Source organism: Amycolatopsis ponsaeliensis (genome assembly GCF_030182635.1).
Taxonomy (GTDB): domain Bacteria; phylum Actinomycetota; class Actinomycetes; order Mycobacteriales; family Pseudonocardiaceae; genus Amycolatopsis; species Amycolatopsis ponsaeliensis.
Genome location: NZ_JAPZLD010000016.1, coordinates 156,857 through 181,698, shown reverse-complemented (window position 1 = coordinate 181,698; position 24,842 = coordinate 156,857). Strand labels below are relative to the sequence as shown.

General features: G+C 70.7%; 22 protein-coding genes and 1 tRNA gene. 10 read left to right on the top strand and 13 right to left on the bottom strand.

Features of this window, described 5'->3' with window-relative positions:
* Positions 1–56 precede the first annotated feature (56 nt).
* Positions 57–1,715 carry a thiamine pyrophosphate-binding protein gene (locus QQ657_RS24550; protein WP_284744617.1) on the bottom strand — a complete coding sequence of 553 codons (1,659 nt, stop codon included), beginning with the start codon at positions 1,713–1,715 and terminating at the stop codon, positions 57–59.
* A 135-nt stretch (positions 1,716–1,850) separates the two neighbouring features.
* Here QQ657_RS24550 and QQ657_RS24545 point away from each other — a divergent pair, with 135 nt between their 5' ends.
* Complete coding sequence (locus QQ657_RS24545) at positions 1,851–3,131, top strand: hydroxyacid-oxoacid transhydrogenase (RefSeq protein WP_284744577.1); 1,281 nt, start codon at positions 1,851–1,853, stop codon at positions 3,129–3,131.
* Positions 3,125–3,538, top strand: a complete 414-nt coding sequence (locus QQ657_RS24540; RefSeq protein WP_284744576.1) for an acyl-CoA thioesterase — start codon at positions 3,125–3,127, stop codon at positions 3,536–3,538. The genes QQ657_RS24545 and QQ657_RS24540 overlap by 7 nt, the downstream gene beginning before the upstream one ends.
* 234 nt (positions 3,539–3,772) lie before the next feature.
* Here QQ657_RS24540 and QQ657_RS24535 read toward each other — a convergent pair whose 3' ends face one another.
* From QQ657_RS24535 to lanKC, 4 genes are all read right to left on the bottom strand, one after another.
* Positions 3,773–5,821, bottom strand: coding sequence for an ATP-binding cassette domain-containing protein (locus tag QQ657_RS24535; RefSeq protein ID WP_284744575.1), 2,049 nt, complete (start codon positions 5,819–5,821; stop codon positions 3,773–3,775).
* Positions 5,818–7,485: an ABC transporter ATP-binding protein gene (locus QQ657_RS24530; RefSeq protein ID WP_284744574.1), complete on the bottom strand. Its 1,668-nt coding sequence runs from the start codon at positions 7,483–7,485 to the stop codon at positions 5,818–5,820. The genes QQ657_RS24535 and QQ657_RS24530 overlap by 4 nt, the downstream gene beginning before the upstream one ends.
* 128 nt (positions 7,486–7,613) lie before the next feature.
* Complete coding sequence (locus tag QQ657_RS24525) at positions 7,614–7,757, bottom strand: SapB/AmfS family lanthipeptide (protein ID WP_284744573.1); 144 nt, start codon at positions 7,755–7,757, stop codon at positions 7,614–7,616.
* Positions 7,758–7,796: 39 nt separating this feature from the next.
* Positions 7,797–10,361, bottom strand: a complete 2,565-nt coding sequence (lanKC, locus tag QQ657_RS24520; protein ID WP_284744572.1) for a class III lanthionine synthetase LanKC — start codon at positions 10,359–10,361, stop codon at positions 7,797–7,799.
* A gap of 447 nt (positions 10,362–10,808) precedes the next feature.
* Here lanKC and QQ657_RS24515 point away from each other — a divergent pair, with 447 nt between their 5' ends.
* Together QQ657_RS24515 and QQ657_RS24510 are read left to right on the top strand one after the other, a co-directional pair.
* Positions 10,809–11,174, top strand: coding sequence for a hypothetical protein (locus QQ657_RS24515; RefSeq protein WP_284744571.1), 366 nt, complete (start codon positions 10,809–10,811; stop codon positions 11,172–11,174).
* Positions 11,175–11,196: 22 nt separating this feature from the next.
* A complete protein-coding gene (locus QQ657_RS24510; RefSeq protein ID WP_284744616.1) occupies positions 11,197–11,568 on the top strand; it encodes a hypothetical protein in 372 nt (123 codons plus the stop codon).
* Here the strand turns inward: QQ657_RS24510 and QQ657_RS24505 are convergent.
* Entirely contained in the window at positions 11,558–13,441 is a 1,884-nt protein-coding gene (locus tag QQ657_RS24505; protein ID WP_284744570.1) for a glycosyltransferase family 39 protein, read from the bottom strand. The genes QQ657_RS24510 and QQ657_RS24505 overlap by 11 nt on opposite strands.
* Positions 13,442–13,740: 299 nt before the next feature.
* Between QQ657_RS24505 and QQ657_RS24500 the strand changes: the two genes are divergently transcribed.
* Complete coding sequence (locus tag QQ657_RS24500) at positions 13,741–14,415, top strand: S1 family peptidase (RefSeq protein ID WP_434056773.1); 675 nt, start codon at positions 13,741–13,743, stop codon at positions 14,413–14,415.
* Between the two features lie 60 nt (positions 14,416–14,475).
* On the opposite strand, the gene QQ657_RS24495 is transcribed toward QQ657_RS24500, so the two are convergent.
* Both QQ657_RS24495 and QQ657_RS24490 read right to left on the bottom strand, forming a co-directional pair.
* The gene (locus QQ657_RS24495) at positions 14,476–14,976 is read right to left on the bottom strand and encodes a SixA phosphatase family protein (protein WP_284744568.1); all 501 of its coding nucleotides are present in this window, start codon (positions 14,974–14,976) and stop codon (positions 14,476–14,478) included.
* Between the two features lie 38 nt (positions 14,977–15,014).
* Positions 15,015–15,090 (bottom strand) — tRNA-Lys (locus QQ657_RS24490).
* Between the two features lie 111 nt (positions 15,091–15,201).
* On the opposite strand from QQ657_RS24490, the gene QQ657_RS24485 reads away from it, so the two are divergent.
* Complete coding sequence (locus QQ657_RS24485) at positions 15,202–15,738, top strand: AAA family ATPase (RefSeq protein ID WP_284744567.1); 537 nt, start codon at positions 15,202–15,204, stop codon at positions 15,736–15,738.
* 7 nt (positions 15,739–15,745) lie between these two features.
* On the opposite strand, the gene QQ657_RS24480 is transcribed toward QQ657_RS24485, so the two are convergent.
* The gene (locus QQ657_RS24480; protein WP_284744566.1) at positions 15,746–16,591 is read right to left on the bottom strand and encodes a COG1361 family protein; all 846 of its coding nucleotides are present in this window, start codon (positions 16,589–16,591) and stop codon (positions 15,746–15,748) included.
* Positions 16,592–16,801: 210 nt separating this feature from the next.
* Between QQ657_RS24480 and QQ657_RS24475 the strand changes: the two genes are divergently transcribed.
* Complete coding sequence (locus QQ657_RS24475; RefSeq protein ID WP_284744565.1) at positions 16,802–17,344, top strand: DinB family protein; 543 nt, start codon at positions 16,802–16,804, stop codon at positions 17,342–17,344.
* A 4-nt stretch (positions 17,345–17,348) separates the two neighbouring features.
* On the opposite strand, the gene QQ657_RS24470 is transcribed toward QQ657_RS24475, so the two are convergent.
* The gene (locus tag QQ657_RS24470) at positions 17,349–17,993 is read right to left on the bottom strand and encodes a TMEM175 family protein (protein WP_284744564.1); all 645 of its coding nucleotides are present in this window, start codon (positions 17,991–17,993) and stop codon (positions 17,349–17,351) included.
* 68 nt (positions 17,994–18,061) lie between these two features.
* On the opposite strand from QQ657_RS24470, the gene QQ657_RS24465 reads away from it, so the two are divergent.
* Together QQ657_RS24465 and QQ657_RS24460 are read left to right on the top strand one after the other, a co-directional pair.
* Positions 18,062–19,459 carry a nitrosuccinate lyase gene (locus QQ657_RS24465; RefSeq protein WP_284744563.1) on the top strand — a complete coding sequence of 466 codons (1,398 nt, stop codon included), beginning with the start codon at positions 18,062–18,064 and terminating at the stop codon, positions 19,457–19,459.
* Between the two features lie 131 nt (positions 19,460–19,590).
* Entirely contained in the window at positions 19,591–20,580 is a 990-nt protein-coding gene (locus QQ657_RS24460; RefSeq protein WP_284744562.1) for an SCO0930 family lipoprotein, read from the top strand.
* A gap of 16 nt (positions 20,581–20,596) precedes the next feature.
* Here QQ657_RS24460 and QQ657_RS24455 read toward each other — a convergent pair whose 3' ends face one another.
* The gene (locus QQ657_RS24455; protein WP_284744561.1) at positions 20,597–21,232 is read right to left on the bottom strand and encodes a DUF4383 domain-containing protein; all 636 of its coding nucleotides are present in this window, start codon (positions 21,230–21,232) and stop codon (positions 20,597–20,599) included.
* A gap of 190 nt (positions 21,233–21,422) precedes the next feature.
* Here QQ657_RS24455 and QQ657_RS24450 point away from each other — a divergent pair, with 190 nt between their 5' ends.
* Entirely contained in the window at positions 21,423–22,310 is an 888-nt protein-coding gene (locus QQ657_RS24450; protein ID WP_284744560.1) for a hypothetical protein, read from the top strand.
* A gap of 98 nt (positions 22,311–22,408) precedes the next feature.
* Here QQ657_RS24450 and QQ657_RS24445 read toward each other — a convergent pair whose 3' ends face one another.
* A complete protein-coding gene (locus QQ657_RS24445; protein WP_284744559.1) occupies positions 22,409–23,614 on the bottom strand; it encodes an alpha/beta hydrolase in 1,206 nt (401 codons plus the stop codon).
* Between the two features lie 161 nt (positions 23,615–23,775).
* Complete coding sequence (locus QQ657_RS24440) at positions 23,776–24,738, bottom strand: alpha/beta hydrolase (protein ID WP_284744558.1); 963 nt, start codon at positions 24,736–24,738, stop codon at positions 23,776–23,778.
* Between the last annotated feature and the right edge of the window lie 104 nt (positions 24,739–24,842).

Sequence of the window (24,842 nt, the reverse complement as noted above, 5' to 3'; positions counted from 1 at the left end):
CGCCGTGCTACCACACAACTTCCCCGGCGTTTTCCGAAGCGAAACCGAGCAAACCCTTACTGGGCGGGCGGTTGCGGACGTGCCTGCCCGAGCAGGGCCGAAAGCCGCACGTCCGGGGTCACGACGTCCGGGTCGGTGCGCACGTCGATGACGCACGGCCGCTGCCGCACCAGCGCACTGGCGATGATCGGCTCGAGTTCCTCGCGATCGTCCACCGTGTACCCGGCCGCGCCGAGTCCACGCGCCCAAGACGCGAAATCCGTCAGCGGGATGGACACCCCGGACAGCCTGCCGTGCGTGCGGGCCTGGTGCATGGCCAGCGCGCCGTGAACGCCGTTCTGGAAGACGACGACCATCACCGGCGCCCGGTACCGCACGGCCGTTTCGATCTCCTGGCCGGTCATCAGCGTCCCGGCGTCGCCGACCATGGCCACGACGGTCCGCCGCGGCTCGGCCAGCTTCGCCGCGACCGCAGCCGGCACGGCGTAGCCCATCGCGGCGTTGCTCGGGCCGAGTTGGCTGCGCGGCGCGGTGAAGCACCAGTACCGGTGCATGAACTGCGCGAAGTTGCCCGCGTCGCTGGTCACGATGGTGTCCTCGGGCGCCAGCTTCCGCAACGCGCGGACGACGTCGACCGGGTGCACCCGGGTGTTCCCGCTCGTGTCGGGCGGGGTCATGAAGGTGTGGACGGCCGCGTTCGCCGCCGAAGCCCGCCGCGTCCGCGGCGACGCCACCTCGCGCAGCTCCCGCAGGAACGGCTCGACCTCGGAGTCGACGCGGAACGTCAGCCCGCGCCGCCGCGAGCTGACGTCGATGCCGGTGCCGACCAGGATCAGCGTCTGCTGGGCCGTCGGGTAGCGGTAGGCCTGGGTGGTGACCTCGTCGAGCTGGGTGCCGAGCGCGAGGACCAGATCGGCCCGTTCCAGGGCGTCCAGCTGCCGCGCCGGGATACCGAGCCCCAGGTGGCCGGCATAGCGCGCGTGGTTCTCCGGGAAGGCGTCCTGCCGCCGGAAGGCGTTGTAGACGGGCAGGGCGAGCTCGTCGGCGACCGCGATCAGCTCGTCGCGCGCGGACCGGGCCCGCCCGCCGACGATGACCACGGGGTACTTCGCCTCGTCCACCAGTTGCGCCACGGCGTCCGCCGAACGGCCCAGCGTGCCGGAAGCCGGCGGCCGGACCCGCGCCATCGGCTTCGCCGCGTCGTAGGGCATCCCCCAGACGTCGCAGGGCACGCCGAGCACGACCGGCCCGGGCCGGCCCTCCTGCGACGTGGTCAGCGCGTGTGCGAGCAGGCTGGGCAGGCTGTCCGGGTCGGTGACCCGCAAAGTCGACTTGGCGATCGACTCGAACATCGCCGTCAGGTCCGACGTCGGCAGCTCCCCGGACGACGACGGCACCGGTTCGGTCGCCGGCGTCTCCAGCAGCACGACCATCGGGGTCTCGTCCTGGTACGCCGTCTGGACGCCGATCGCCAGGCTCGCCGCGCTCGGCCCCCGGCTGGCGAGCAACACCGCGGGCCGCTCGGTGAGCTTGCCCTCCGCCTCCGCCATGAACGCCGCGCCCGCGTCGTGGCGCGCCGAGACCAGCGTGATCTCCCGCTCGCGCTGCAGCGCGTCGAGCAGTTCCAGGAAGGACTCGCCGACCACCGCGTACACGCGGCGGACCCGCGCCTCGGTCAGGATCCGCACGGCCGTCTGGGCGACGGTCGCTCCCAGTTGGTATCTAATGAGGAGAGCTTAGGCGGGCACCGTTCAGTGCAGTCAAGTGATCTTCGCCGAAACCCGGTAAGGATGGACTGAATGTCCGCTTTGACCGACTGCTAGCCGATCAAGGGAGCGAGGACCGCAGTCTTGACCGTGACCGAACATGAAACCGTTTTTACTTATGGCGCACCGGCGTTGAAGTACGGGACCGGCGCCAGCGACGAGATCGGCTACGACCTGACCCAGTACGGCGTGCACCGCGTGCTCGTCGTGACGGACCCGCAGGTCGCCGCCACCGGCTGGCCGCGCCGCATCGCCGACGGGATCGCGAGCTACGGCATCGAAGCCGAGGTCTTCGACGGCGTACACGTCGAGCCCACCGATGTCAGCATGCAGAAGGCGGTTGACTTCGCTCGCGGAACCGGCCCGTACGACGCCTTCGTCGCCGTCGGCGGCGGGTCGGCCATCGACACCGCCAAGGCGGCGAACCTGCTCACCAGCAACGACGGCGAGCTGATGGACTACGTCAACGCCCCGGTCGGCGGCGGTCGCGCACCGGACCGCCCGCTGAAGCCGCTGGTCGCCGTTCCCACGACCACCGGCACCGGCTCGGAAAGCACCACGGTCTGCGTGCTCGACGTGCTGTCCCTGCGCGTCAAGAGCGGGATCAGCCACCTGCGGCTGCGCCCGACCCTCGCCGTCGTCGACCCCCGGCTCACCGTCAGCCAGCCGGCCGGCGTGACCGCCGCCAGCGGCATGGACATCCTCTGCCACGCCGCGGAGAGCTACACCGCGAAGCCGTACACCGAATTCGAGCGCAAGCGCCCGGAACAGCGCGTGCCGTACTGCGGCTCGAACCCGCTGGCCGACATGTTCGCCGAGCAGTCGCTGCGGCTGCTGTCATGGGCCCTCCCGGCCGCCGTGCGCGACGGCGACAACCTCAAGGCGCGCGAAGCCATGGCCTTGGCCGCGACGTTCGCCGGACTCGGCTTCGGCAACGCCGGCGTGCACATCCCCCACGCCAACGCGTACCCGATCGCCGGCCAGGTCAGGGATTTCCACCCGGACGGCTACCCGGGCGAAGAACCCATGGTGCCGCACGGCATGGCCGTGTCGCTGACCGCGCCCGCAGCGTTCCGCTTCACCTTTGGCGCGGCGCCGGACCGCCACCTGCGCGTCGCACGCCTCCTCGCGCCCGACTTCGAGTGGCCCGGCGACTTCGCCGACCACTTGCCCGCGGTGCTGATCGACCTGATGCGGCAGATCGGCATCCCGGACGGCATCGGTGCCGTCGGATACGCGGAGTCCGATGTGGACTCGCTGGTCGAGGGAACGTTGAAGCAGCAACGACTGCTGGCCACCGCACCTCGTGAGGCGTCCGAGGAGGACCTTGGCGGCATCCTGCGCGAGTCGGTGTCACTGTGGTGAACGAATACCCGCACTGGCAGACGATTCCGTTGCGCTGGAAGGACAACGACGTCTACGGGCACGTCAACAACGTGGTGCACTACTCGCTGATGGACACCGTGATCAACACGTGGCTGATCGAGCAGGGCGGCCTCGACATCGAAGCCGGGGAGGTGATCGGGCTGTGCGTCGAGTCGCACTGCGGGTATCACTCATCGGTTTCCTTTCCTGGAGCGTTGCGGGTCGGCTTGCGCGTGGCGCACCTCGGGAAGTCCAGCGTGCGCTACGAGATCGGCATGTACGCCGCCGACGAGTCCCTGGTCGCGGAAGGGCACTTCGTGCACGTCTTCGTGGACCGCGAGTCCCGCCGGCCGGCACCACTCGCCGGCAAGCTGCGTGAGGCATTGGAAGCACTGCAACCCGGATGACGTCGACCGCCGGTGGTTCGCCTCCTCTCTGACGGTGCCGGTTCCGGGCCGGGTTCTTCCCGCGCTTCCGATCATGCACGACGGCACCGACAGAACCGGTCGGACGACGCGAGTTGTCCACAGGCGGGGATAACATCGGCGAGTTGTCCACAGATTCGCGACGAGGGGTTCCCGGACCGCTCGATGGCGATAATCTGGAAGTCCCCATGAGATACGTCCACAGTGGACGGGAAGTCAGCTCACTCGAGCGGCTCGCGACACGGATGGCGGCCTAGGCGTCGATCCGGTGGCACCGTTGTGAGAAGGCGGCCCGCTCGTGGCTCCGTTGCAGGCAGGCGTGCCGGCGGCGGCCCCCACGTCCACGGATGGACCAGCAGCAGCTGCGGCTCCGTCGCCGGCAGGCGCCCCGGAGGCGACCGCAGTTCCTGTGCCCACTGGCGGATTCGCAGTGGTAGCGCACCCGTTGCCGGCAGGCGCCCCGCCAACGGTCGCGCCACTGCCCGCAGGCGGCGAGCCCCCGGTACCGGCCGGTTGGCTGCCTGCACCCGCGGTCGGCTCGGCACCGGTGGCTGGTTCCCCAGCCACCGGTGTCGCCCACGCCTGCATGAGTTCGGCGTACCGCGCCGACCTGGCCAACAGGTCGGTGTGGTGGCCCAGTGCGGTCTCGCGGCCGTCCATGACGAGGACGCGATCCGCGCGCAACGCCGACGAAAGCCGGTGCGCGATCACCACCAGGACACCACCCCGCGCGGCGAAGGCCCGCTCCGCGCGGGCTTCCGACACCGGGTCGAGATGGGAGGTGGCTTCATCGAGGATCACGAACTCCGCCGAACTGGCGTAGACCCTGGCGAGCGCGAGCAACTGCGCTTCGCCCGCGGAGATGCCTTCGCCGCCGTGACCGATCTCGGCGTCGAGACCGCCAAGGCGCCGAAGCAACGCGCCCGCGCCCACCGCGTCCACGGCGGCCGACAACGCGTCGTCCGAAGCTGACGACGCGAAGAGGCCGACGTTGTCCCGCACGGTTCCCGCGAAGACGTAGGCCTCCTGCGGGATCAGCGCCACGAGCTCGTGCCGGAGCGCCGCGGGCACGTCCCGGACCGGGACGCCGCCCAGAACTACCCGGCCGGCCTGTGGCGTCAGCATCCCGGTCAGCAAGCCGGCCAATGTCGACTTGCCGATGCCGCTCGGCCCCACGACGGCGAGGTGCTCACCCGGCCGCAGGCTCAGGTCCAACCCACGGACCACGGGCTCGGCCGTCGCGCCCCAGCCGAACGTGAGGCCACGGACCTGGACGTCGGTGCCGCGTGGGGTCGCCGTGCCGTCGGACACGACCGGTAGCTCGGCCGTCTCCGCCAGCCTGCGCAGCGCGACCAGCAGGCGCAGGACGACGGTGCCGGCGGTGGCCGCCAAGCCGCGGAGGGCCGGTTGCATCGTGGTGGCCAGGTAGACCAGCGCACCGAGTGCCGCGCCCGCGGTCAGTTCGCCGCGGGCCACCAGGCCCGGTGCCAAGGCCAGTGCGAGCAGCAACGGGACGAACCCGCCGAGCGAGATCACCAGGGCTCGGAGGGCGCTCGACCGCGCCACGCGGATCGCGGCCGTCGCCTGCTCGTCGACCGCGTCGTACATCGCCAGCGCGGCGATCGGCTCGGCACCGCAGGCCACGATGTCGCGCATCCCGGCCAAGGACGCGCCCGCTGTCGCGGCCGTGTGCTCGTCGGCCAGCGCCAGCGCGCGCTGGCGGCGAGCAAGAGAGGGAAGGAGGCAGACGAAGACGACCAACGAGACGACCACCGGCACCGCGACCGGGACCACCAGCGCGCCGGCGACCGTCACGAGGCCGGCGAGCGCGGACGCCGTCGTCACCAGCATGCCGCGGGCCTGCACCAGCAGGCCGGCCGTCGCGTCGCGGACCACCTCGACGTGCTGGGTGATCCGGGCGACGCCGCTGGAGTCCGGCTGGTTGCGCGGCGGGGACTCGTCGTGCAGCACGCCTCGGACGACCGCGGTCACCAGAGCGTCGCGCAGCGGCTCGACCACTTTGCCGAGCTGGTGCCAGACCATCCGCGAGCCGAACGCACCGAGCACGGCGGCGAGCCCGAACAACGTCAGCCAGCCGAGGCCGGCCGCCGGGTCGCCGATCGAGAAACCCCGGTCCACGGACAGCTCGACGAGCCGTCCCGAGAAGAAAGCAGGTACGCCTTCGAGCACCGAACACACAAGCAGCACCGCGCCGCCGCGCCACTGCCCGGCGAGCGCGGACCAGTACAACCGGCGCAGGCTCACTCGTCGTCCTCCGTGAAGACACCCCGGTAACCGGGCTCCTGCCAGAGGGCGGCGTGCGGAGCCACCGCGCGGATCCGGCCTTCCTCGAGCCAGACCACCAGGTCGGCGCGGGCGGCGGTGCCCGCGCGATGGGTCACGACGACGCGGGTGCGACCGGGCAACGCACCGGCCAACGCACGCTCGACCGCGGCCTCGGTGACCGTGTCGAGGCTGGCCGTGGCGTCGTCGAAGATCAGGACGCGTGGGTTGTGCACGATCGCGCGGGCCAGGCCGAGGCGCTGGGCTTCGCCGCCGGAAAGGGGCGTCTCGGCCAACGGCGTGCGGTAGCCATCGGGCAGGCGGACGACGACCTCCTCGACCTGCGCGGTCCGGCACGCACTGCGGACGGCGGACTCGCCGGCCCAGGTGCCGTAGCCGACCGCGTCGGCGACCGTGGCGCCGAGCAGCGCGGGCCGTTCGAAGGCGTAGCCGACGACCGCGCGCAGCTCCTCGCGGCAAAGGCGCTCGAGCGGACGGCCGTCGAGCAGGACCTGACCTTCGTCGGGCGTGATTAGCCCGCCGAGCACGCCGGCCAGCGCGGACTTGCCCGCGCCCGACCGGCCGACGACCGCGAGGAAGGTGCCGCCGTCGATGCGCAGGTCGATCTCCGCCAGCGCGCCCGTGACACCGATGTGGCGGAGGTCGACGGTGCCGTTGCCAGGCAGGAGTGGGAGCTTGCCGGGCACGGATTCGGGTTCGTCGAGGACTTCGACGAGCCGTTCGGCGCAGCCGCGCGCCCGGGACAGCATGGTGAGCAGCGGGATCTGGGTGACCAGGCCGAGGCCGAGCGCGACGTAGCCGAGCGTGGCCACGACGTCGCCGACGCTGAGCCGGCCCGCCAGGACGCCGAAGCCGGCCGCGGCCAGCACGGAGATTTCGACCGCCGGCGTCAGCAGGCCGGCGCGCCAGACCATCCGGGCCTGGGTGCGCCAGAGGCCTTGGCCCGCGAGCGTCAGCTTCGGCAGGGGGCGCAGGACCCGTTCGGCTTCACGATCAGCTGTGCCGGACGCGGCGATGGTGCGGAGGCCGGCGACCGCGTCGACCATCCGGGCCGCCAGCTCACCGGAAACCCGCTGGTAGGTGAGGACGTCGTCGGCGGTGCGGCGGAGGTGGCTGCGGGCGAGCAGCAGGGCGAACGGGATGCTGCCCAGGAAAACGAGCGCCAGGCGCCAGTCCAGGAGGGCGAGCAGGACGACGGCGCCGGTCGAGATGACCAGCATCGAGCCGCACTGCACGACGATCGTGACGATGCCGCCGGCGCCGACGCAGTCGCCGGTGAGGCGGCTGATCGCGTCGCCCTCGGCGAAGCGTGAACGGGTGCCGAGCGCGAAGAGCTTGTCGGAGACCGTGCGGCGCAGCCATGCCGACGCCGTCGCGGTGACGCGAGTGGTCAGGATGCCGCCCACGACGTCGGCCGCGATCTCCGCGCCGCCGACGAGCAGCAGCCAGGAGACCTCGGGCCAGCTCCGGCGGCCCGCGACAACGCTGTCGACCGCTGCCGCGAGCGCGCCGGGAAGGAGGAGACCGGCCGCGGTGGCGACCAGCGCGGTACCGACGACGGCGGCCAGCCGGGGACGATCGAGACCGGCCACCCTGGCCAGCAACCGATCGGCGGGGCCGCGCATCTCACTCCTTCGGACGAGGTACCGCCGAGGCGGTACCGGGGCCACAATGAAGGTGCGGGAGCGGCGCACTTGGCCTGTGCCGCTCCCGCACCGTTCACCTAGGCACTACTTGCCGGTGATCCGCCAGGTCAGTGGCAGGTCAGCAGGCTGATGGTGCTGTCGGCGCAGGAGGCCAGCAGGCTGAGGTTCGACGTGCCGCCGCCACCGCCACCGTGGCCGCCGTCGAGCACCTCGGGGGTGTCCATGGCCTGCAGGTCCAGAACGAGTTCCATTGGTGTTCCTTCCTTCGTTTTCACTTCGGGGTCCGCCGGTCAACGACCGGTGGTCTGAGGGGACGGCGTGCTGCCCAGGAAGGGCAGCACCTCCTTGCCGTCCAGCAGGGCGGCGAGCGCGAGGAGGATCCCCGCACTGCCGGTCTTGAGGTCCATCGACAGGCGCAGCAGCTGGTTGCCGGGGAAGGCGAGGCCGCCCTTGAACGGCACCGCGTACCAGGCCAGCCGCGCCAGGTGCAGGTCGATCGCCGCGCGGATCGGCGGCTCCGGGTCCGGGTCCATGCCCAGCGCCACCGCCAGCCCGCACCGGCCGTAGAGCAGGCCGGGGTGGATGACGAACTCGCCGCGGCACGATTCGCGCAGGCCGGGCAGGCTCTCGCAGGCTTCGGCGTCCGGGCGGTGCCGCGCCAGCTGCTCGGCGACCAGGAGGATCCCGCTGCTGCCGATACCCACGTAAGGCAACGTGCGGGCCGCGCCGTCGCGGACCTGCAGCGAGCCGTCGTCGGACTCGACGCATTCTTCGAGATCGCGGCACAGCGCCTGGTCGGCGAAGGACAGCCACGCGGGCTCACCAGTGCGCTCGAAGAGCCGGACGAACAGCAGCGCGGGTCCGGACCAGCCGGACAGCAGGCCGGCGCGGGCGAAGTTCCCCGGCGGCGCCGCCGTCTCCAGTGCCTCGGCCAGCCGGACGGCCGTGCTCAGCGCCTGGCGGCCGAACTCGTTGTCCTGGCGGACCGTCGCGAAGTGCAGCATGGCCAGCCCGATGCCGGCCAGACCGCCCTCCAGCGCGTGGTCGGTCGTCTGCTCGACGAGCCGCGCGGACGACGCCAGCAGCCTGGTCGCCTCCTCGTGGTGGCCGAAGTTCTCCAGCACGTAGGCGATGCCGTAGCTGCCGTCGAAGAACCCGGGCCGGGTCGGCGGCTCACGGCGGACCGAGTCGATCAGCCAGCGCTCGTGTTCGGGGAACCGGCCGGCGCCGATGACGTCGAGGGCGTGCAGCACGCCCGCGGCACCGACGCCGAAACAGGCGCCGCCGACCCGGAACTGCTCGATGTCGCCGGGGAACAGCCGGTCCTGGCGCTCAGGCGTCGCGCTCGCCAGGATCCCTTCGGCGATCTGTTTGCGGACCAGCGGCCAGTCGGGTTTCTCCTGGTCGAGCTCCGTGTGGACCGGTGCCGGCTCCGCGGGGACAGCACGCGGGGCCAGCACCGCGACTGCGGCGTCCGCGTAGCCCTCGGGCAGCGCGAACCGGCGTTCGACGAAGTCGGCGATGCCGCGCAGCTTCGCCGGTGCGAGCTCCGTCAGCTGTGAGAGCGGCAGGAACAGCCACAGCCGCAACGCCGCGACCGCGTGCTCGTCGATCTCGAAACCGGTGCGGTCGGCCGGGGCGCGGAATCCGGGCGCGCCCAGCGCCGGGCGGTCGCCGGACTCGACGTCGAAGGCCATCTCGAAGTCGATCAGGGAGATCCGGCCGTCGTCGTCCTCGTCGATGAGGATGTTCAGCGGGTGCAGGTCGCCGAAGACGATGCCGCGAGCGTGGATCTCCTCGACCGTCTTCTCTACCCGGGCGACGACGTCGAGCGCGCGCCGGGCGTAGGCGGCGAGGTCGTCGTCCGTCGTGCCGCGCCTGGTCAGCGGGTAGTTGCGGGCCAGCCAGTTGCCCAGCGAGTTGCCCGGCATGTACTCCATGGCCAGGTAGTGGTGCTCCCAGACCGTGAAGCGCTCGAAGACCCGCGGCACGCCGGGGACGTCGCCCAGCCGGTCGAGCACCTCGTGCTCGCGGCGCAACCGTTCGACGGCGTCGATCCGCGCCTTGTCGAGGCCGGCGTGCGGACGGGCTTCCTTGAGGACGACCTCGTCGCCGCCTGCCTTGGGGTCGGCGAGGTAGACGCCGCCGCCGTTCGAGAAGTGCAGGGAGCGCGTCACCCGGTAGGGGAACTGGTCCGGGTCGCCGCTCTTACGCGCGGCAACGCTGCTCCGCAGACAGGCCGGAATCTTCACCCAGTCGGGGACCGAGAACGTCGGTTCCCGCTTGTCGGGTACGAGCCGGCCATCCGGCTTGCGGATCGCCAGGACACGGTTACCGTCGTGCTCGACCCACTGTTCGGCGAATCCGCCGTAACGGACATAGAGGGGGCCGTCGCCGTATCTGAGGTCGCTCAGGATATAAGCGCCGTGTTCGCCTTCGAGCCGGACCGCCAGATCTTCGAGAACACGCCCCAGCTCGTCTTCGTCAGCCGGGTAAATGGTGATGAGCTTGGCGCTTCCGTCACGAGGGGCGTATTTCGAATTGCGGGCGAGCAGGATCATCAGCGAGCGAAGGTGCTTGTAAGAGATCCGGTGCTCGACACAGTACTCGTGCACCTGCACGAGCACGCGCCGCGCATTGTCCAGACCAGCGGAAACGTGGATTTTCCAACCCTGGCCAGGAAGTTGACGCCCTTCGGGGCGCAGTGCCCGCCAGACCCCGCGGTCGGCGGTGACCCAGCCGGTGGCCGGCATCGGCAGCGCCTGGGCAAAATCGTCGACCGGCGCGCCGATTTCCTGTTGTTCGTCGTAGAACAACGGGTCGGCGAAGCAAAATGCTTCGTAGCGCAGGTCCATCGAAGATACCCCTCCGTGTTCCCCCGGGCACCTCGGCACCGGGGACGAGGAATATTCCCCCATGCCGGACGGCCTCGCGCCTATCCGCCAACCCGGGGGTTCAACTGGGCTATCCGAGGTAGGCAAAAAGGGCACATACCAGCCGGAACCCGAACCCAGCGTGATTCTTGGCTGATCGCCAACCACCCTGTCGGGGTGTAACACGAAGCTTTTTACAACATTCCCGCAGGTCCACCCCAGGATAACACGGAATAAACGACGGAATTGGCACAATGCCATCAAGGCCTTCTGGTGATCAATTAACTCGGTGTGGGCACACCTGGTCGCCTCGGGCAAGTCCACTGTGGAGCGGCCCAGGTGGTCCACGCCACCCCGCGGCACCTCGGCGGACGGCCCCACCGGCACTACGGAGTACGTTGGCCCCCGGCGGACCGGAAGGAGGAACGGGTGATCTTCGGATTCGCCGTGACGGTCGCCGTGGCGGCCACGCTCGTCGCGCTCTGGAGCTTCGTCCAGTCGGCCCGCAACCGGCTGCCGGACAACCCGCTCCTGATCGGGATCGCGGTCGTCGAGGTCCTGCTGGTCGTCCAGCTGGTGATCGGGATCGTGCTGCTCGCCGGCGGCGACCGGCCGGGCAGCCTGGCGACCTACCTCGCCTACCTGATCGGCAGCCTGGTCGTGCTCCCCGTCGGCGCCGCCTGGGCGCTGGCCGAGCGGAGCCGGTCGAGCACGGCGGTGCTCGGCATCGCCTGCATAGCCATCCCGGTGATGGTGCTGCGACTGAACGAGGTGTGGAGTGGAGCAACAGCGTAGGACGGCCACCGGCCCCGGACGGGTGCTCGTCGCCGTGTACGCGATCTTCGCGCTGGCCGCGACGTCGCGCGCCGGCGTCCAGATCAGCACGAAGTTCCACGAAGCACCGCTCGCCTACCTGCTCTCGGCGTTCGCCGCGGTCGTGTACATCGTCGCCACGGTCGCGCTGGCCCGCCGCGGCGACGCCTGGTGGCGCGTCGCCCTCACCGCCTGCTCGATCGAGCTGCTGGGTGTGCTGACCATCGGCACGCTGAGCCTCGTCGACGCGGCCGCGTTCCGGCACCCGACCGTCTGGTCGGTCTACGGCGAGGGTTACCTGTTCATCCCGCTGGTGCTGCCGGTCATCGGCCTGTACTGGCTCCGCCGCACCGCCCCCGCGAAGGTCACTGCCTGACGCCGCAGTCGAACAGCACCCCGGCGGTAGCGGCGTCCGGGCCGATCCGCGCGGGCGGCACCGGACGGCAGTGCTTCGCCTCCCACGCGATGCGCCCGGTCAGCTCGCCCGCGTCCCCCACGGCGGCGCCAGTCCGCTGCCTGGAGGCGCCGCGGCCGATCTCGAGGAACACCTGCGGCAACAGTACGAACCGGAGTTTCCCGGCCGCGACCCACCGCGGCAGGTCGGCGGCGGACGGCGCCGGGTCGAAGCCGAGGTAACCACCCAGCGGCGCCACGCGAGCGTCGGTGTTCAGCAGGAACGGGTCCGCGCCGTACGTACCGCCCTCGACGGCCAAGACGACTCCCGTGGACGACGCCTGCGCGTAAGCGACCACCTCCCGCTGACCTGCGCTGAGCCGGTACGCGTCGTCGATGAACCGGACATACCCGGCCTCGGCGCCGGCGCCGGTGTTGAGGCCGACGACCGTGCGCACCGCGTCCGTCGACGGCGGCCCGGCACCGGGGTCGGCGGTCTCCAGCACGCTGACCGGCCGCACGGCGGTGTCGACGACGAAGGCCGCGGGACCGGCCACGACGGCGGCCAGCCCGATGACGACGGCGACGCGCGAAGCCCGCAGGAGCGCCGCGACGACGGCCAGCACCGCCAGCGCGAGCACGGTGTACCGCAGCCACGGCAGCCACTGCGGCGTCCGGCCGAGGAGGACGAACGCGAGCAGCGCCGTCCCTACCACGGCGGCCGGCAGCACGAACCGGACCGATCCCGACGAGCGCTGCCACCGCCACGCAGTGGCCAGACCGGCCGCGGAGAGCGCCGCGATCGCCGGAGCGAGTTCGGCGGTGTAGTACGCGTGGAAGATGCCGCCGGTGAACGAGAAAACCGCGGCGCCGACGACCAGCCAGCCACCCCACAACGCCCAGCCCGCCTTCGCTTGCGGCGCGGCGCCACGAGCGCGGCAGGCGGCGACGACCACGGACACCAGCGCGAGCGGCAGCAGCCAGGCGATCTGCCCGCCGACCTCGGCGTCGAACAGCCGCAGCGGACCCGATCCGCCGCCGAGCGCCGCGCCGACCGTGGCGCCGTAGCCCCCGCCGATCCCGGTCGACCCGCCGACCAGCCGCGTCACGCCGTTGTAGCCGAAGGCCAGCTGCCAGACCGAGCCGTCCGTGGTGCTGCCGACGAACGGCTTCGCGCCCGGCCACAGCGTGACGACGACGGGCCACGCCAGCGACACGACGAGCGTCACCCCGCCGGCCAGGCCGATCCAGGCGAGCCGTCGGCCGCGAGAGCCGGGCGCCGCGACGAAGTAAGCCAGCGCCAGGCCGGGCAGCACGATCCACGCGGCGAGCATCTTCGTCATGAACCCCAGTCCGACGAACACCCCCGCCCACACCAGCCACCGCGCGTTCTCGATCGCGCGGGTCACGCAGTAAGCGGCAAGGAGCAGCAGGAGCACCAAAAGCGTGTCCGGGAGGTTGTCGCGGTTGATCGCCGCGGTGATCGGCGTCAGCGCGAACAGGGCTGCGGCGAGCAGCGCGGTCCGGGGGCCGGCCCAGCGGCGCACCACCCGGTGCAGCACGAACACAGCGGCGACACCCTCGATGACCTGAACCAGCGCGATCGCCCAAGGGTGGAAACCGAACACGGCCACGCCGAGCGTCTGGGTCCAGAACGCGAGCGGCGGTTTGTCGACCGTGACGACCCCCGCCGGGTCGAAGCCCGCGAAGAAGAACGCCGCGACGTCGTGGGACATCGAGTGCACCGCGGCGGCGTAGTACGGCTGCAGCGGCCGGCTGCCCAGCGCCCATCCCCACAGCACCGCCGCGACACCCAGCACCGTCCCCAGCGCGATCCGCTCGGCCTTCGCCGTCATGTCTCCCCCTCCGGTTCCCCCTCGAAAACGCTAGGGCGGCGCGGCGCCGGCGTCCTCAAGCTCCGGATTGAAGTGGCCTCCACCCGTGGGTTGAGCGCGGAACAGTACGGGAACTGCACGTAGTCCATTCGGCGAGATAAATACGGATACGACCGGACTTTCGTCGGTTCCGGACATTCCCCCAAAACTCGGACACTCTTCTCGTTCGGTCCCCACCGGCTTTCCCGTGCGGGTTCTCCGCACGAAAAGGAGTGAGCGTGAAATTCGGCAAGTTCGTGCTGCTGGCCGCGAGTACCGCGCTGGCCGTCGTCGGCCTCGGCGGCCCGGCGACCGCCCAGACCACCCCGCAGGCCCAGCCGTCGATCATCGGTGGCAGCAACGCGTCGAGCGGCCCGTGGGCGGCCCGGCTGTTCGTGAACGGCCAGCAGAACTGCACCGCGACGATCATCGCGCCGCAGTACATCCTGACCGCGAAGCACTGCGTCAGCAGCTCCGGGACGTACACGTTCCGGATCGGCAGCCTCGACCAGTCCAGCGGCGGGACGATGGCCACCGGCTCGACCATCACCCGCTACAACGGCACCGCCGACCTGGCGATCGTCCGCCTGACGACGTCGGTGAACGCGACGTACTCGCCGCTCGGCAACGTCGGCGATGTTTCGGTCGGCCAGAACGTCTCGGTCTACGGCTGGGGCGCGACCAGCCAGTGCGGCTCCGAGATCAACTGCCAGTCGCGGTACCTGAAGGTCGCGACGGTGCGGGTGAACTCGATCGGCTGCAGCGACTACACGGGCGGCGTCGCGGTGTGCGCGAACCGCGTCAACGGCATCACGGCCGGCGGCGATTCGGGCGGCCCGATGTTCGCCTCGGGCCGCCAGGTCGGCGTCGCGTCGACCAGCGACCGGTCGAACAACACGGCGTACACGAACATCACGCGTTATCGCAGCTGGATTTCCTCGGTCGCGGGAGTCTGATTCTCGGGAAAGGGCCCGGCCGTTTCGCGGCCGGGCTCTTTGCCGTCAATACCTGCGGACTCAGTCCCGCGGACGGAAGAAGGCCTCGAGCCGCGCGGCCGAGAGGTCGGCCCAGGTGTCGGCGGTGGCGAGCACGGCCGCGGCGCCGGTGGGGAACTTGGCCTGGACCAGCCGGGTGTCCTCCCCGTCGCCGGCGAGGTGCAGGGTCAGTTCGCTGACCCCGGGCTCGTGCCCGACGAGGGCGAGGGTGGTGACGTCGCGGGGGATCCGCCGCACGACATTCAGGAACTCCTCGGGACCAGCACCGTAGAGGTCTTCGTCGTACTCGATGGTCGGCTTGCTCGGGAGCGCCTCGCTGACCAGCTCCCAAGTTTCCCGGGTGCGGCGGGCGGTGGAGCAGACGACGTGCTGGGGGACGTAGCCGCTGTCGCCGAGCCAGCGGCCGAGGTTGGGCGCGTCCCGGAGACCGCGGGGTCCGAGGGGGCGTTCGCGGTCGGGGACGTCGTCCGGCCAGGCCGATTTGGCGTGCCGGAGGACGATGAGCCGCCTGGTCACGTCCATGTTCACCGCCTGTCGCCCCGGTTGACTGCGCCGAGGAATGGTGGGCCGCCTGGGGCTCGAACCCAGAACCTACGGATTAAAAGTCCGCAGCTCTACCAATTGAGCTAACGGCCCGTACCCCAAGTTTAGCCAGGGGGCCGTCACCCACCTGCACACCGGGTCCGGCTGAGGCCGCTGGGAAGGTCAAGACTGGTTCTCGCCCCGCCGGGCCCGCATGATGCCTGCATGCCGGGTTCACTGCTGATCCTCACCGGGCCGCCCGGCGCCGGGAAGTCCACCGTCGCCCGGCTGGTCACCGAAGGCGCGCCGCGGCCGGCCGTGCACCTGCACACCGACAGCTTCTACGGCTGGATCCGGACCGGGTTCGTGGCGCCCTATCTGCCCGAGGCCTCCCGGCAGAACGATGTCGTGCTCGGGGTGATCGCCGAGGCCGCCTGTGGGTACGGCCGCGGTGGCTACGACGTCGTGCTCGATGGGGTCGTCGGGCCTTGGGCGCTGGAGCCCTTTCGTGACGCCGCCGAGCGGGACGGTCTGGACCTCTTCTACGTCGTCCTGCGGCCGAGTCTCGAGGTCACCCTCGCCCGCGGGACCGCGCGTGAAGGCCGGGAACTCACCGACGTCGAACCCATCACCGGCATGCACGGCGCGTTCGCCGACTTGGGCGAGCTCGAGAACCACGTCATCGACACCACGGACCACTCCATCGAAGACACCGTGGACGCAGTACGGCGCCGAGCACGCTCGGCGCCGTACTTGCTCTGATGTGGACTCAGCAGGTCACGTACAGCCCGGTGTAGGCCGTGCACTTCTTCGACGCCGTGTCGTTCGCCGCGGTCGGGTCAGCCGGGGTGCTGGCCGCCCGCTGGGCCGTCGCCGTGAACGAGCCCCATGCGAAGACGCCGCCCTCCGACGTGAACTTCGCCGTCGCCGAAGCGCCCGGGGCCAGGGTGCCGATCGTGCAGTTCACGTTCGCGCCCGAGCGGGTGCAGCCGGTTGCCGACGTGACCGAGCGGCCCGAGCCCGCGTTGGCCGTCACGCGGACGCCGGTCGCGGTGGCCGGGCCGCTGTTCGACACCGTGATCACGTAGTCGACGCGGGCGACCAGGCCGACGCGCGGAGTCGCGGTCAGCGCGACCTTGACGTCGGCCTTGGGCGCCGCCGTGATCGTGATGGCGGGACCGTCTTCGACGCTGAACGCGTAGTTGTCACCCGCGAACTGGTGCTGCAGCGTGAACTGGCCGCCGGCGACGTCTTCCTTCACGCGGAGGGTGAACGTCACGGTGCGGCTCTCGCCCGCGCCGAGGTCGCCGACGCCGCCGCGGTAGCTGCTGAGGTACTGGTCGCAGCCGACCGTGCCGGCGCAGGAGACCAGGTCGACCAGCTCGGTGATCGGCTTTTCCTTGGTGTAGACCGCGGCCTTCGCGCCGGTGACGGTGAAGTCCGTCGGGTTGTACAGCTGCTCGGTGACCGTGAACGTGTCGCCGGCGTGGACCGACGTGTCGCTGACGTCGATCGTGCTGGGAGCCGGCGCGGCGGACGCGACGGCGGGGGCCGCGAAGAGGGCCGCTGCGGTCAACGCGGCCAGCACGGCGGTTCTTCGACCGGTTCGCTCCATGGTCGTGATCTCCTGATTCCGGACGAGGGGTGCCGCTCCAACCTGGTGGGGACGGGTGATCGAAGCAGCTGACGAAGATCAGATCGTCGCACCCCGGCATTCGTTACCGGGTTCGCGAAACCGTGTCTGAACTGGGGTTTCCCGCCGTTGCCCGGTCACCGGCCACGCTCGCGACCCGAAATTGTCAGACCCCTGTGGCACGCTCCGCACATGACCGAACACAGCACCCCGGTGGCCACCCCGAGCCGCCTGACCGGCGCCCGGATCGACCCGGCGCCGGTCGCCGGCGAGCGCCAGGCTCTGACCGAGAGCCTCGACTACTACCGGCGCACCTTCGAGCTGAAGTGCGAAGGCCTGGACCCGGAACGATTATCGGAGCGCTCGGTACCACCCTCGACATTGACCCTGCACGGCCTGCTGCGGCACCTCGCCGGTGTCGAACGCTGGTGGTTCCGGATCCAGTTCGCGGGTGAGGACGTCCCGAACCTGTACTACTCCGACGACGACCCGGAGCAGGACTTCACGGCGCTGGACGGTGACGTCGGCGAGGCCTTTTCCTTGTGGCAGGCCGAATGCGCGCGTTCCCGGGAGATCGTGACGGCGAGTGCGCTGGAACAGACAGGGACGCGGATCAGCACCGGCGAACCGTTCACGCTGCGCTGGCTGATGCTCCGCATGATCGGCGAGTACGCGCGCCACATCGGGCAGGCCGACCTGGTTCGCGAGCGGATCGACGGCGCCACCGGCGAATGACGGATCAGGCTGCCGCCGACGCACGGCGACGGAACCGGAAGAGGAGGTGCCCCACTACGGGGATGACGATCCAGCAGGCGTAGGCCCAGTGCGTGAAGAAGGCGACCGGGATCGAGACGGCGAAGGCGAGAGCCATTGTGCCGACCCCGCGGTGAATCCCGCCGAAGAGCTCCGGTGGGGTGTCCTCGCGGTAGAGGTGGTGCCGCTGGATCTGCCTGGTCATCAGGAGGAACAGCGCCAGGGCGACGACCTGCACGAGTGCATAGAAGACGAAGCGGAATTCGAACCCGCCTTCCTCGGCGATCACCTTCGTGGCGAAGGGCGTGATCACCTGCATCAGCAGCCAGCCGAAGCTGAGTTGCAGGAGGCCGCCGCCCAGTGTGGTGACGTAGTGGAAGAGGCGGTGGTGGGCGCGCCAGTGTCCGCCGATCACGGCGAAACTGATCAGGAAGGAGATGTATTCGTTCTGATGATCCCCGAGTGAACGCAGCAGTTCGGCGCTGGTGGCGCCCTCCGGCAGCGGCAGCTCGAGCGACAGCAGCGTGATCGCGATGGCGACGACGGCGTCCGAGAAGAAGGTGAGCCGCTCGGCGGCGATGCCGCGGGCTTCGGAGCCGGCGGTGTCCTCGTCGGACGTGGCGGTACTCATGGCGGGTGAGCCTGCCAGACCCGGCTGTGGGAACGCAGCCGAGACCGGCCGCGTGCGATGCTGGCGCCATGACCGTCGACCCCGATTCCGGACTCCTGTCCCCGGTCCGGGCCGGTACACCGGCCGAAGCGTCGACCGGTGACGAGGCCTGGTTGCGCGCCATGCTCGACGCCGAGGCGGCCCTCGCCAGAGCGCAGGCACGGCTCGGGACGGTGCCGGTCTGGGCCGCGGACGCGATCACGGCGGCCGCGAGCGGTGCGCGGATCGACGTCGTCGAGCTGGCGCGCGGGTCGCGGGCGACCGCGAACCCGGTCGTCGGGTTGGTCAAGGCGCTGACGTCGGCCGTCGAGGCGAGCGCTGCCGAGTACGTCCACCGCGGCTCGACCAGCCAGGACATCTTCGACACGGCGATGATGCTGGTCGCCGACCGGACGCTGCGGCCGCTCGTCGCCGAGCTCGACGCGACGGCCGAGGCGCTGGCCGAGCTGGCACGCGAGCACCGGGACACGACGATGCCCGGCCGGACGCTGACGGCGCACGCGGTGCCGACGACGTTCGGGCTCAAGGTCGCGGGCTGGCGGCAGCTGGTGCTGGACGCGGCCGTCCGGGTCCGGCGCGTGCTGGACGGCGGGCTGCCGGTCTCGCTGGGCGGCGCGGCCGGGACGCTGGCGGCGTACCTCGAGTACGCGCGCCTGGCCGATACGGCCGGACACCCCGGCGGTGGTCTCGACGACTATGCGGAACGCCTCACCGTCGCGTTCGCCGAGGAGACCGGGCTGGCCGCGCCGGTGCTGCCGTGGCACTCGCTGCGGACGCCGGTCGCCGACCTCGCGAGCGCGCTCGCGTTCACCGCGGGGGCGCTGGGGAAGCTGGCCGTCGACGTCGCGACGCTCACCCGGACCGAGGTCGGCGAGGTCGTCGAGCCGGCTGCCGAGGGGCGGGGTGGCTCGACGGCGATGCCGCACAAGCGGAACCCGGTGCTCGCGACGCTGATCCGTTCGGCCGCGCTGCAGGTGCCGGTGCTGGCCGCGGGCGTCACGCAGTCGATGCTGACCGAGGACGAGCGTTCGGCCGGGGTCTGGCACGCCGAGTGGCAGCTGATCCGCGAGTGCCTCCGGCTGACCGGCGGCGCCGCGCACACGGCTGCCGAGCTCGCGCGCGGGCTCACCGCGCAGCCCGGGCGGATGCGGGCGAACGTGGCGTCGACGCACGGGCTGATCGTGTCCGAGCGGCTCTCCGCCGTGCTCGCGCCGTTGCTCGGGAAGGCGAGGGCCAAGGAGCTGCTCGGCGAGGCGTCCCGACGGGCGGTGCGCGAGGACCGGGCGTTGCGGGAGGTGCTGGACGAGCTGCCCGCGATCACCGACGTCCTCACCCCGGCAGCGCTGGACGCCCTCCTCGACCCGTCCGCCTATACAGGCGCGGCGGCGACGCTGGTCGACCGCGCCCTCGGTGAGCCGCCCCGGTGACCGCACCCTTCTGACCAGGCGTGAGCCTCCGCGGAAAATTCTTTGAACCGCCTCCGCCGAGTGTCCGTGTAGTGGGTATCAGGCAGCCGCACCGAGCGGCGGGAAACCCAACGGATACAAGGAGAACTTCCATGCTTCGCACGCGCATCGCCGTCTCCGTCGCCGCTGCGGCAGCCGGGCTGGCAGTGCTCACCGCTTGCTCGGGTGCCGAAACTGCTCAGCCGGTCATCGCCCCCGCGGCGGCGGGCGGCACCGGTGGCGGCCAGATCGCCAACGGGCAGGTCGGCAACGCAGCCCCCGCGTCGAACGAGTCGAAACTGGTCGTCGCGGACGTCGCCAGTGTCGGCCAGGTGCTCACCGACCAGAACGGCATGACCCTCTACCGCTTCGACAAGGACACGGCCAAGCCGCCGAAGTCCAATTGCGACGGTGACTGCGCCAAGGCCTGGCCGCCGATGCTGGCCACCGGGGACGTGCAGGTACAGGGCGTCGACAAGAACCTCGTCGGGAAGGTGACGCGCTCCGACGGCACCGAGCAGATCACCGTCGGCGGATGGGCGCTCTACCGCTACGCCAAGGACACCAAGGCCGGCGACGCGACCGGCCAGGGCGTCGGTGGCGCCTGGTACGCCGCCAACGCCAAGGGTGGCAAGGCCGGGCAGGCCGCGAGCGAAGCGGGCGTCGTCAAGCTGAGCGCCAGCAACATCGACGGCCTCGGTGAGGCGATCGTCGACCAGAACGGCATGACCCTCTACCTGTTCACGAAGGACACCAAGAAGGCCAAGACCTCCGCCTGCAACGGCGACTGCGCCAAGACCTGGCCGGCGGTGCTCTCCAACGGCAAGGTGGAACTGCAGGGCATCGACTCGAAGCTGCTCGGCAGCATCAAGCGCACCGACGGCACCGAGCAGGTCACCATCGGCGGCTGGCCCGTCTACACCTTCTCGAAGGACCTGAAGCCGGGCGACGCGAACGGCATGGGCGTCAACGGCACCTGGTTCGTCATCGAGCCCAACGGGTGCAAGGTCGGCACCACCCCCAGCTCCACCGCCAACCAGGCTCCGGCTGACAGTGGCGCCGGGAGCAGCAGCAACTCCGGCTCGGGTGGCACCACCTACTGAGCCACCCAGGAACTACCTAGTGGGCGAGGCCCGGCGGACGCTCTTCACGAGCGACCTCCGGGCCTCGCTCGTCGTGGTGGCGACGCAGGAACGAACGGCGGCGCGGCTCCTCGGCCGGAAGCGTTTCCGTGCGGTCGGTGTCCACGACGTGGTCGGTGCGCTGCTCGACGACCGTCGGCTCGTCGACCAGCTCGTCCTCGGGGACGTGGATGGTGCGGCGGGCGGGCAGGACGGCGATCAGCAGGCCGACCGCGGCGACGCCGAGGTGCAGCCAGGTGTCGGCGCGGCCCATGTCGAGCGGGTTGCCGGCGTTGGCGAAGGGGTTGGTCGAAATGAGACCGTCGATCATCAGGCCCCACACGAAGAGGGCGCCGTAGAAGATGAAGAGCAGCCAGCCGAACGTCCGGGCGCGGCCCGAGCCGAACGCCAGCAGCAGGCCGACGACGCCGGTCGCGACGCGGACCAGGCTCATGAGCGGGTTGCCGGAGAACCGCCAAAGCCCGGCGTCGTGGTGGCCGGCGAAGTTCCCGACCCCGGTCCTGGTGAACCCGATGATGCCGACGACGAGGAACGCGATCCCGGCCAGCCCGGCCAGCACCTGCGCCGGCTGCAGGCCGCGAACCCGGATGCGTGCGCCTTTCGCGTGAGTCATGACTCCAGTCCTTCCCAGCGTGTGGTGACGATCGTCACCGCACACAGGTACCCCGCGAACACAGTGCGCGAAACGACGGCGCTTGCCCGCAGCGCTCCGGAGCGTTCCCGGAACCGGGGCGATCCGAGAGCTATCCCACAAAGTCACCCGATCCGGGGAACGCCAGGCCGCGTTCCCGGCAATCCGGATCATGCGCAAGCTGAGCAGCATCTTCCTGGTGGGACTGTGCGTGGGGGCGATCGGCGCGGTGGCCGTCACGATCGGTCACGGTACTGCTGTGCCGCCGAAAGCGATCGCCGTCACAGAAGCGGTGACAACGATGTCGGAATCGCCCGTCGCGTCGAGCCCGGCTCCCACACCGACCCCTGCTTCGACACCCGGACCGTCGCCGAAGCCCGAGTCCAAGGTGGACCCCAAGGTGGACGCCGCCGAACTGGACCGGATGGTGGCCGGGGGCGACGTCAGCGTCGTCGTGTTCGACCGGCAGGCCGGCGCGACGACCGTCTCGGTGCACGCGGATCGTGGGTACACGTCGGCGTCGCTCGTGAAGCTGCTGATCGCCTTGGCCGTGCTCGAGCAGGGCGGTCCCGTGGCGCAGGTGCAGAAGATGCTGTCCCACAGCGACGACGACCTCGCGAGCCGGTTCTGGTCGGCTTACGGCGGGCCGGCGATCGTGACGGGCTGGGCCAAGAAGATCGGCCTCACCGGCACGCGCCCGCCCGCGGATCCCGGGCGGTGGGGCGACACGCGGATCACGGCGAAGGACGTGGTGCGGATCTACCAGTACGTGGTGGCGCACGCGCCCGGCGCGATCCTCGCCGCGCTGCGTGCCGCGTCCGAGCGGGGTTCGGACGGTTTCCGCCAGTACTTCGGCATCCCGGACGCCGCCGGTGGCCGGCCGTGGGCGGTGAAGCAGGGCTGGTCCTGCTGCCGGCCGACGCGGATGCTGCACACCTCGGGCCTGGTCGGCGAGGACGACCGGTACATCGTGGCGGTGCTGAGCGAGCACCCGGCTTCGGTCGACTACGCGACCGCCTCGAAGCGGGTGACGACGGTGGTCAAGGCGATCCTCGGCTGAGACTGAGACTGAGACTGAGACTGAGACTGAGGCGGAGGCGACGCGGCCGGCGGCCGTGACCGCCGCAGCAGTGAGCGGTCCCGAAACCCTTGCCGCGCCTACTGGTCCGTGTCGGCCAGCGCGCCGTGTGCGCCGGAGCGAGGCAACGGCCACGGCAGCACGCCGCCGCTGGTCTCGACCTGCCGGCCGGCCGGCGCCGGGGCCAGCGAGTGCGCTCCGATCCACGTCAGCACGTCCGGGATCTGCGACTTGAACGTGTTCATGTTGTGCCCCGCGTCCGGGATCCGCCACGACGAGAACTGCAGCGGGGGCCGCACCGCCGCGCGGATCTGGTCGATCGCGAAGCTCTCGTACTTCTCCTTGTCGCCCGAGATCGCCAGGATGTCCACCGGCGACGGGTGCAGCCGCACGTTCACCCGGACGTTGTTCGCGTCGTTGATGTCCTGGCGGCCGTGGAACAGGTCCTCGGTCTCGGCGTCGACCTGAGCCTTGTCGTAGCCGCTCACGCTGACCGCCTGGCCGTACCACTGGGGGTGGCGCGTCACCAGGTTCATCGCGCAGTAGCCGCCGGACGACCAGCCCGCCATCGTCCACGCCCGGCGGTTCGGCGAGACGCCGAGCTTCTGCTGGGCCCAGTCGCGCAGGTCGGCCGTCAGGTACGTGTCGTTCGCCGTGCCGTTGACCTCGTCGACGCATTCGGTGTCGTGGCCGACCTTCGGGACACCCGTCGGGTCGGGGACGATCACCACTGTCGGGGGCAGCGCCTTGCGAGCGATCGCAGCGTCGAGTTGCTGCGGCATGCCGTAGACGGCGAAGACCTCGGGGCCGGACGGGTAGTTCGGGATCCATTCGATCGCCGGGAACCGCAGTTCCTTGAACGCCGCGTCGAAGTACTGCGGGGGCAGGTAGACCGTGACGTCGCGGGTCAGCTTGGTGCGCCGGCCCGTCACCTTCATGTGGACGACGGTTCCCTTGCCCTCGCGCGCGTGTGCGACCCCCGTGTCACGCAGCTTTTCGAGGTCCTCGCCGTTCTGCGCCGCCTCCGCGTCGGTGCCCTGGCCGGCGTAGGCACCGGTGCCGAGCAGCGACCCGACCGTCGGGAAGAACCCGCCGATCATGTTGCCCGCCATGCCGGTCGTGAGCACCAGGAGCACGACCGCGAGCAGCACCGTGGCGCTGCGCCACAGCTGCTTGCGCTTCCAGCGGTCCCAGAACCACGGGACCGCGATGATCGCGAGCAGCGTCAGCACGACCACCACGATCATGTTGACCGGCGAATCCAGCCGGATGCTGCTCAGGTTCATGGTTCGGGTCCTTCCGGGCGGGCAGTGAATGCGCACCCGGAACCCCCCGGAGTCGCGTATATATCACGTTTGAGCGGGCATGCACGTTGCGGCCCTGTGACTTGCGCCATAGGGCCGCAACGCTTGCCGAACTCAGCGTTTTCTCAGTTATTCGTCGAAAGTCACCGCTCCAAAGCCCGCGTGAGGACGGTGATCGCCTGGGTGATCGCGGCCTCGGCGGCGTGAGTCTCGCGAAGCGCGTTGACCATCACGAAGTCGTGGATGATCCCCCGGTACCGCACGGCCGTGACGGGCACGCCGGCCTGACGCAGCTTCGCCGCGTACGCCTCGCCTTCGTCGCGGAGCACGTCCGCCTCACCGGTGATCACCAGCGCCGGCGGCAGCCCGGCCAGCTCTTCGAGTGACGCGCGCAGCGGGGACGCGGTGATCTCCGCTCGCTGCGCGGGATCCGTCGTGTACTGGTCCCAGAACCACTTCATGCCTTCGCGGCCGAGGAAGTAGCCCTCGGCGAATTTCGTGTACGACTCGGTGTCGAAGTTCGCGTCGGTCACCGGGTAGAAGAGCACCTGCTGCTTGAAGGTGACGTCGCCGCGCTGCTTGGCCAGCAGCGTCAGCGCCGCGGTCATGTTCCCGCCGACGGAGTCACCCGCGATCGCGATGCGCGACGTGTCCAGCCCCTTCGAAGCGCCGTGCTCGGCGACCCACTTCGCCACGGCGTAGCTCTGCTCGATGGCGACCGGGTAGCGCGCCTCCGGCGAGCGGTCGTACTCGGGGAACACGACGGCCGCGCCGACCCCGGCGGCCAGTTCGCGCACCAGGCGCTGGTGGGTGTGGAAGTCGCCGAAGACCCAGCCGGCGCCGTGGATGTAGACGATCACCGGCAGCGGTCCGGTCACGCCGGCCGGGCGCACGATCCGCGTCTCGACCTCGCCGGTCGGGCCGCCGGGGACCTTCAGGACCTCGATCTCGGCGTCGGCCATGGCGACTTCGCCGTCCTGGACGCCGTCGACGGCCTTGCGCCCCTCCTCCGGCGGCAGCTGAAACAGGTACGGCGGCTGGTCGGTGGCCTCGGCGAACGCCTGCGCGGCCGGCTCCAGGGCGAGGTTGTGGGGGTTGGCGGTCATGTCGTCCTCCTCGGGGGCGGTGAAGCTGACACGACTGAAGGTAGCTCCCAACTAAGTTGTGCACAACTGAATGACGTCCAATGAGATTAAGGGCACTTAAGTTG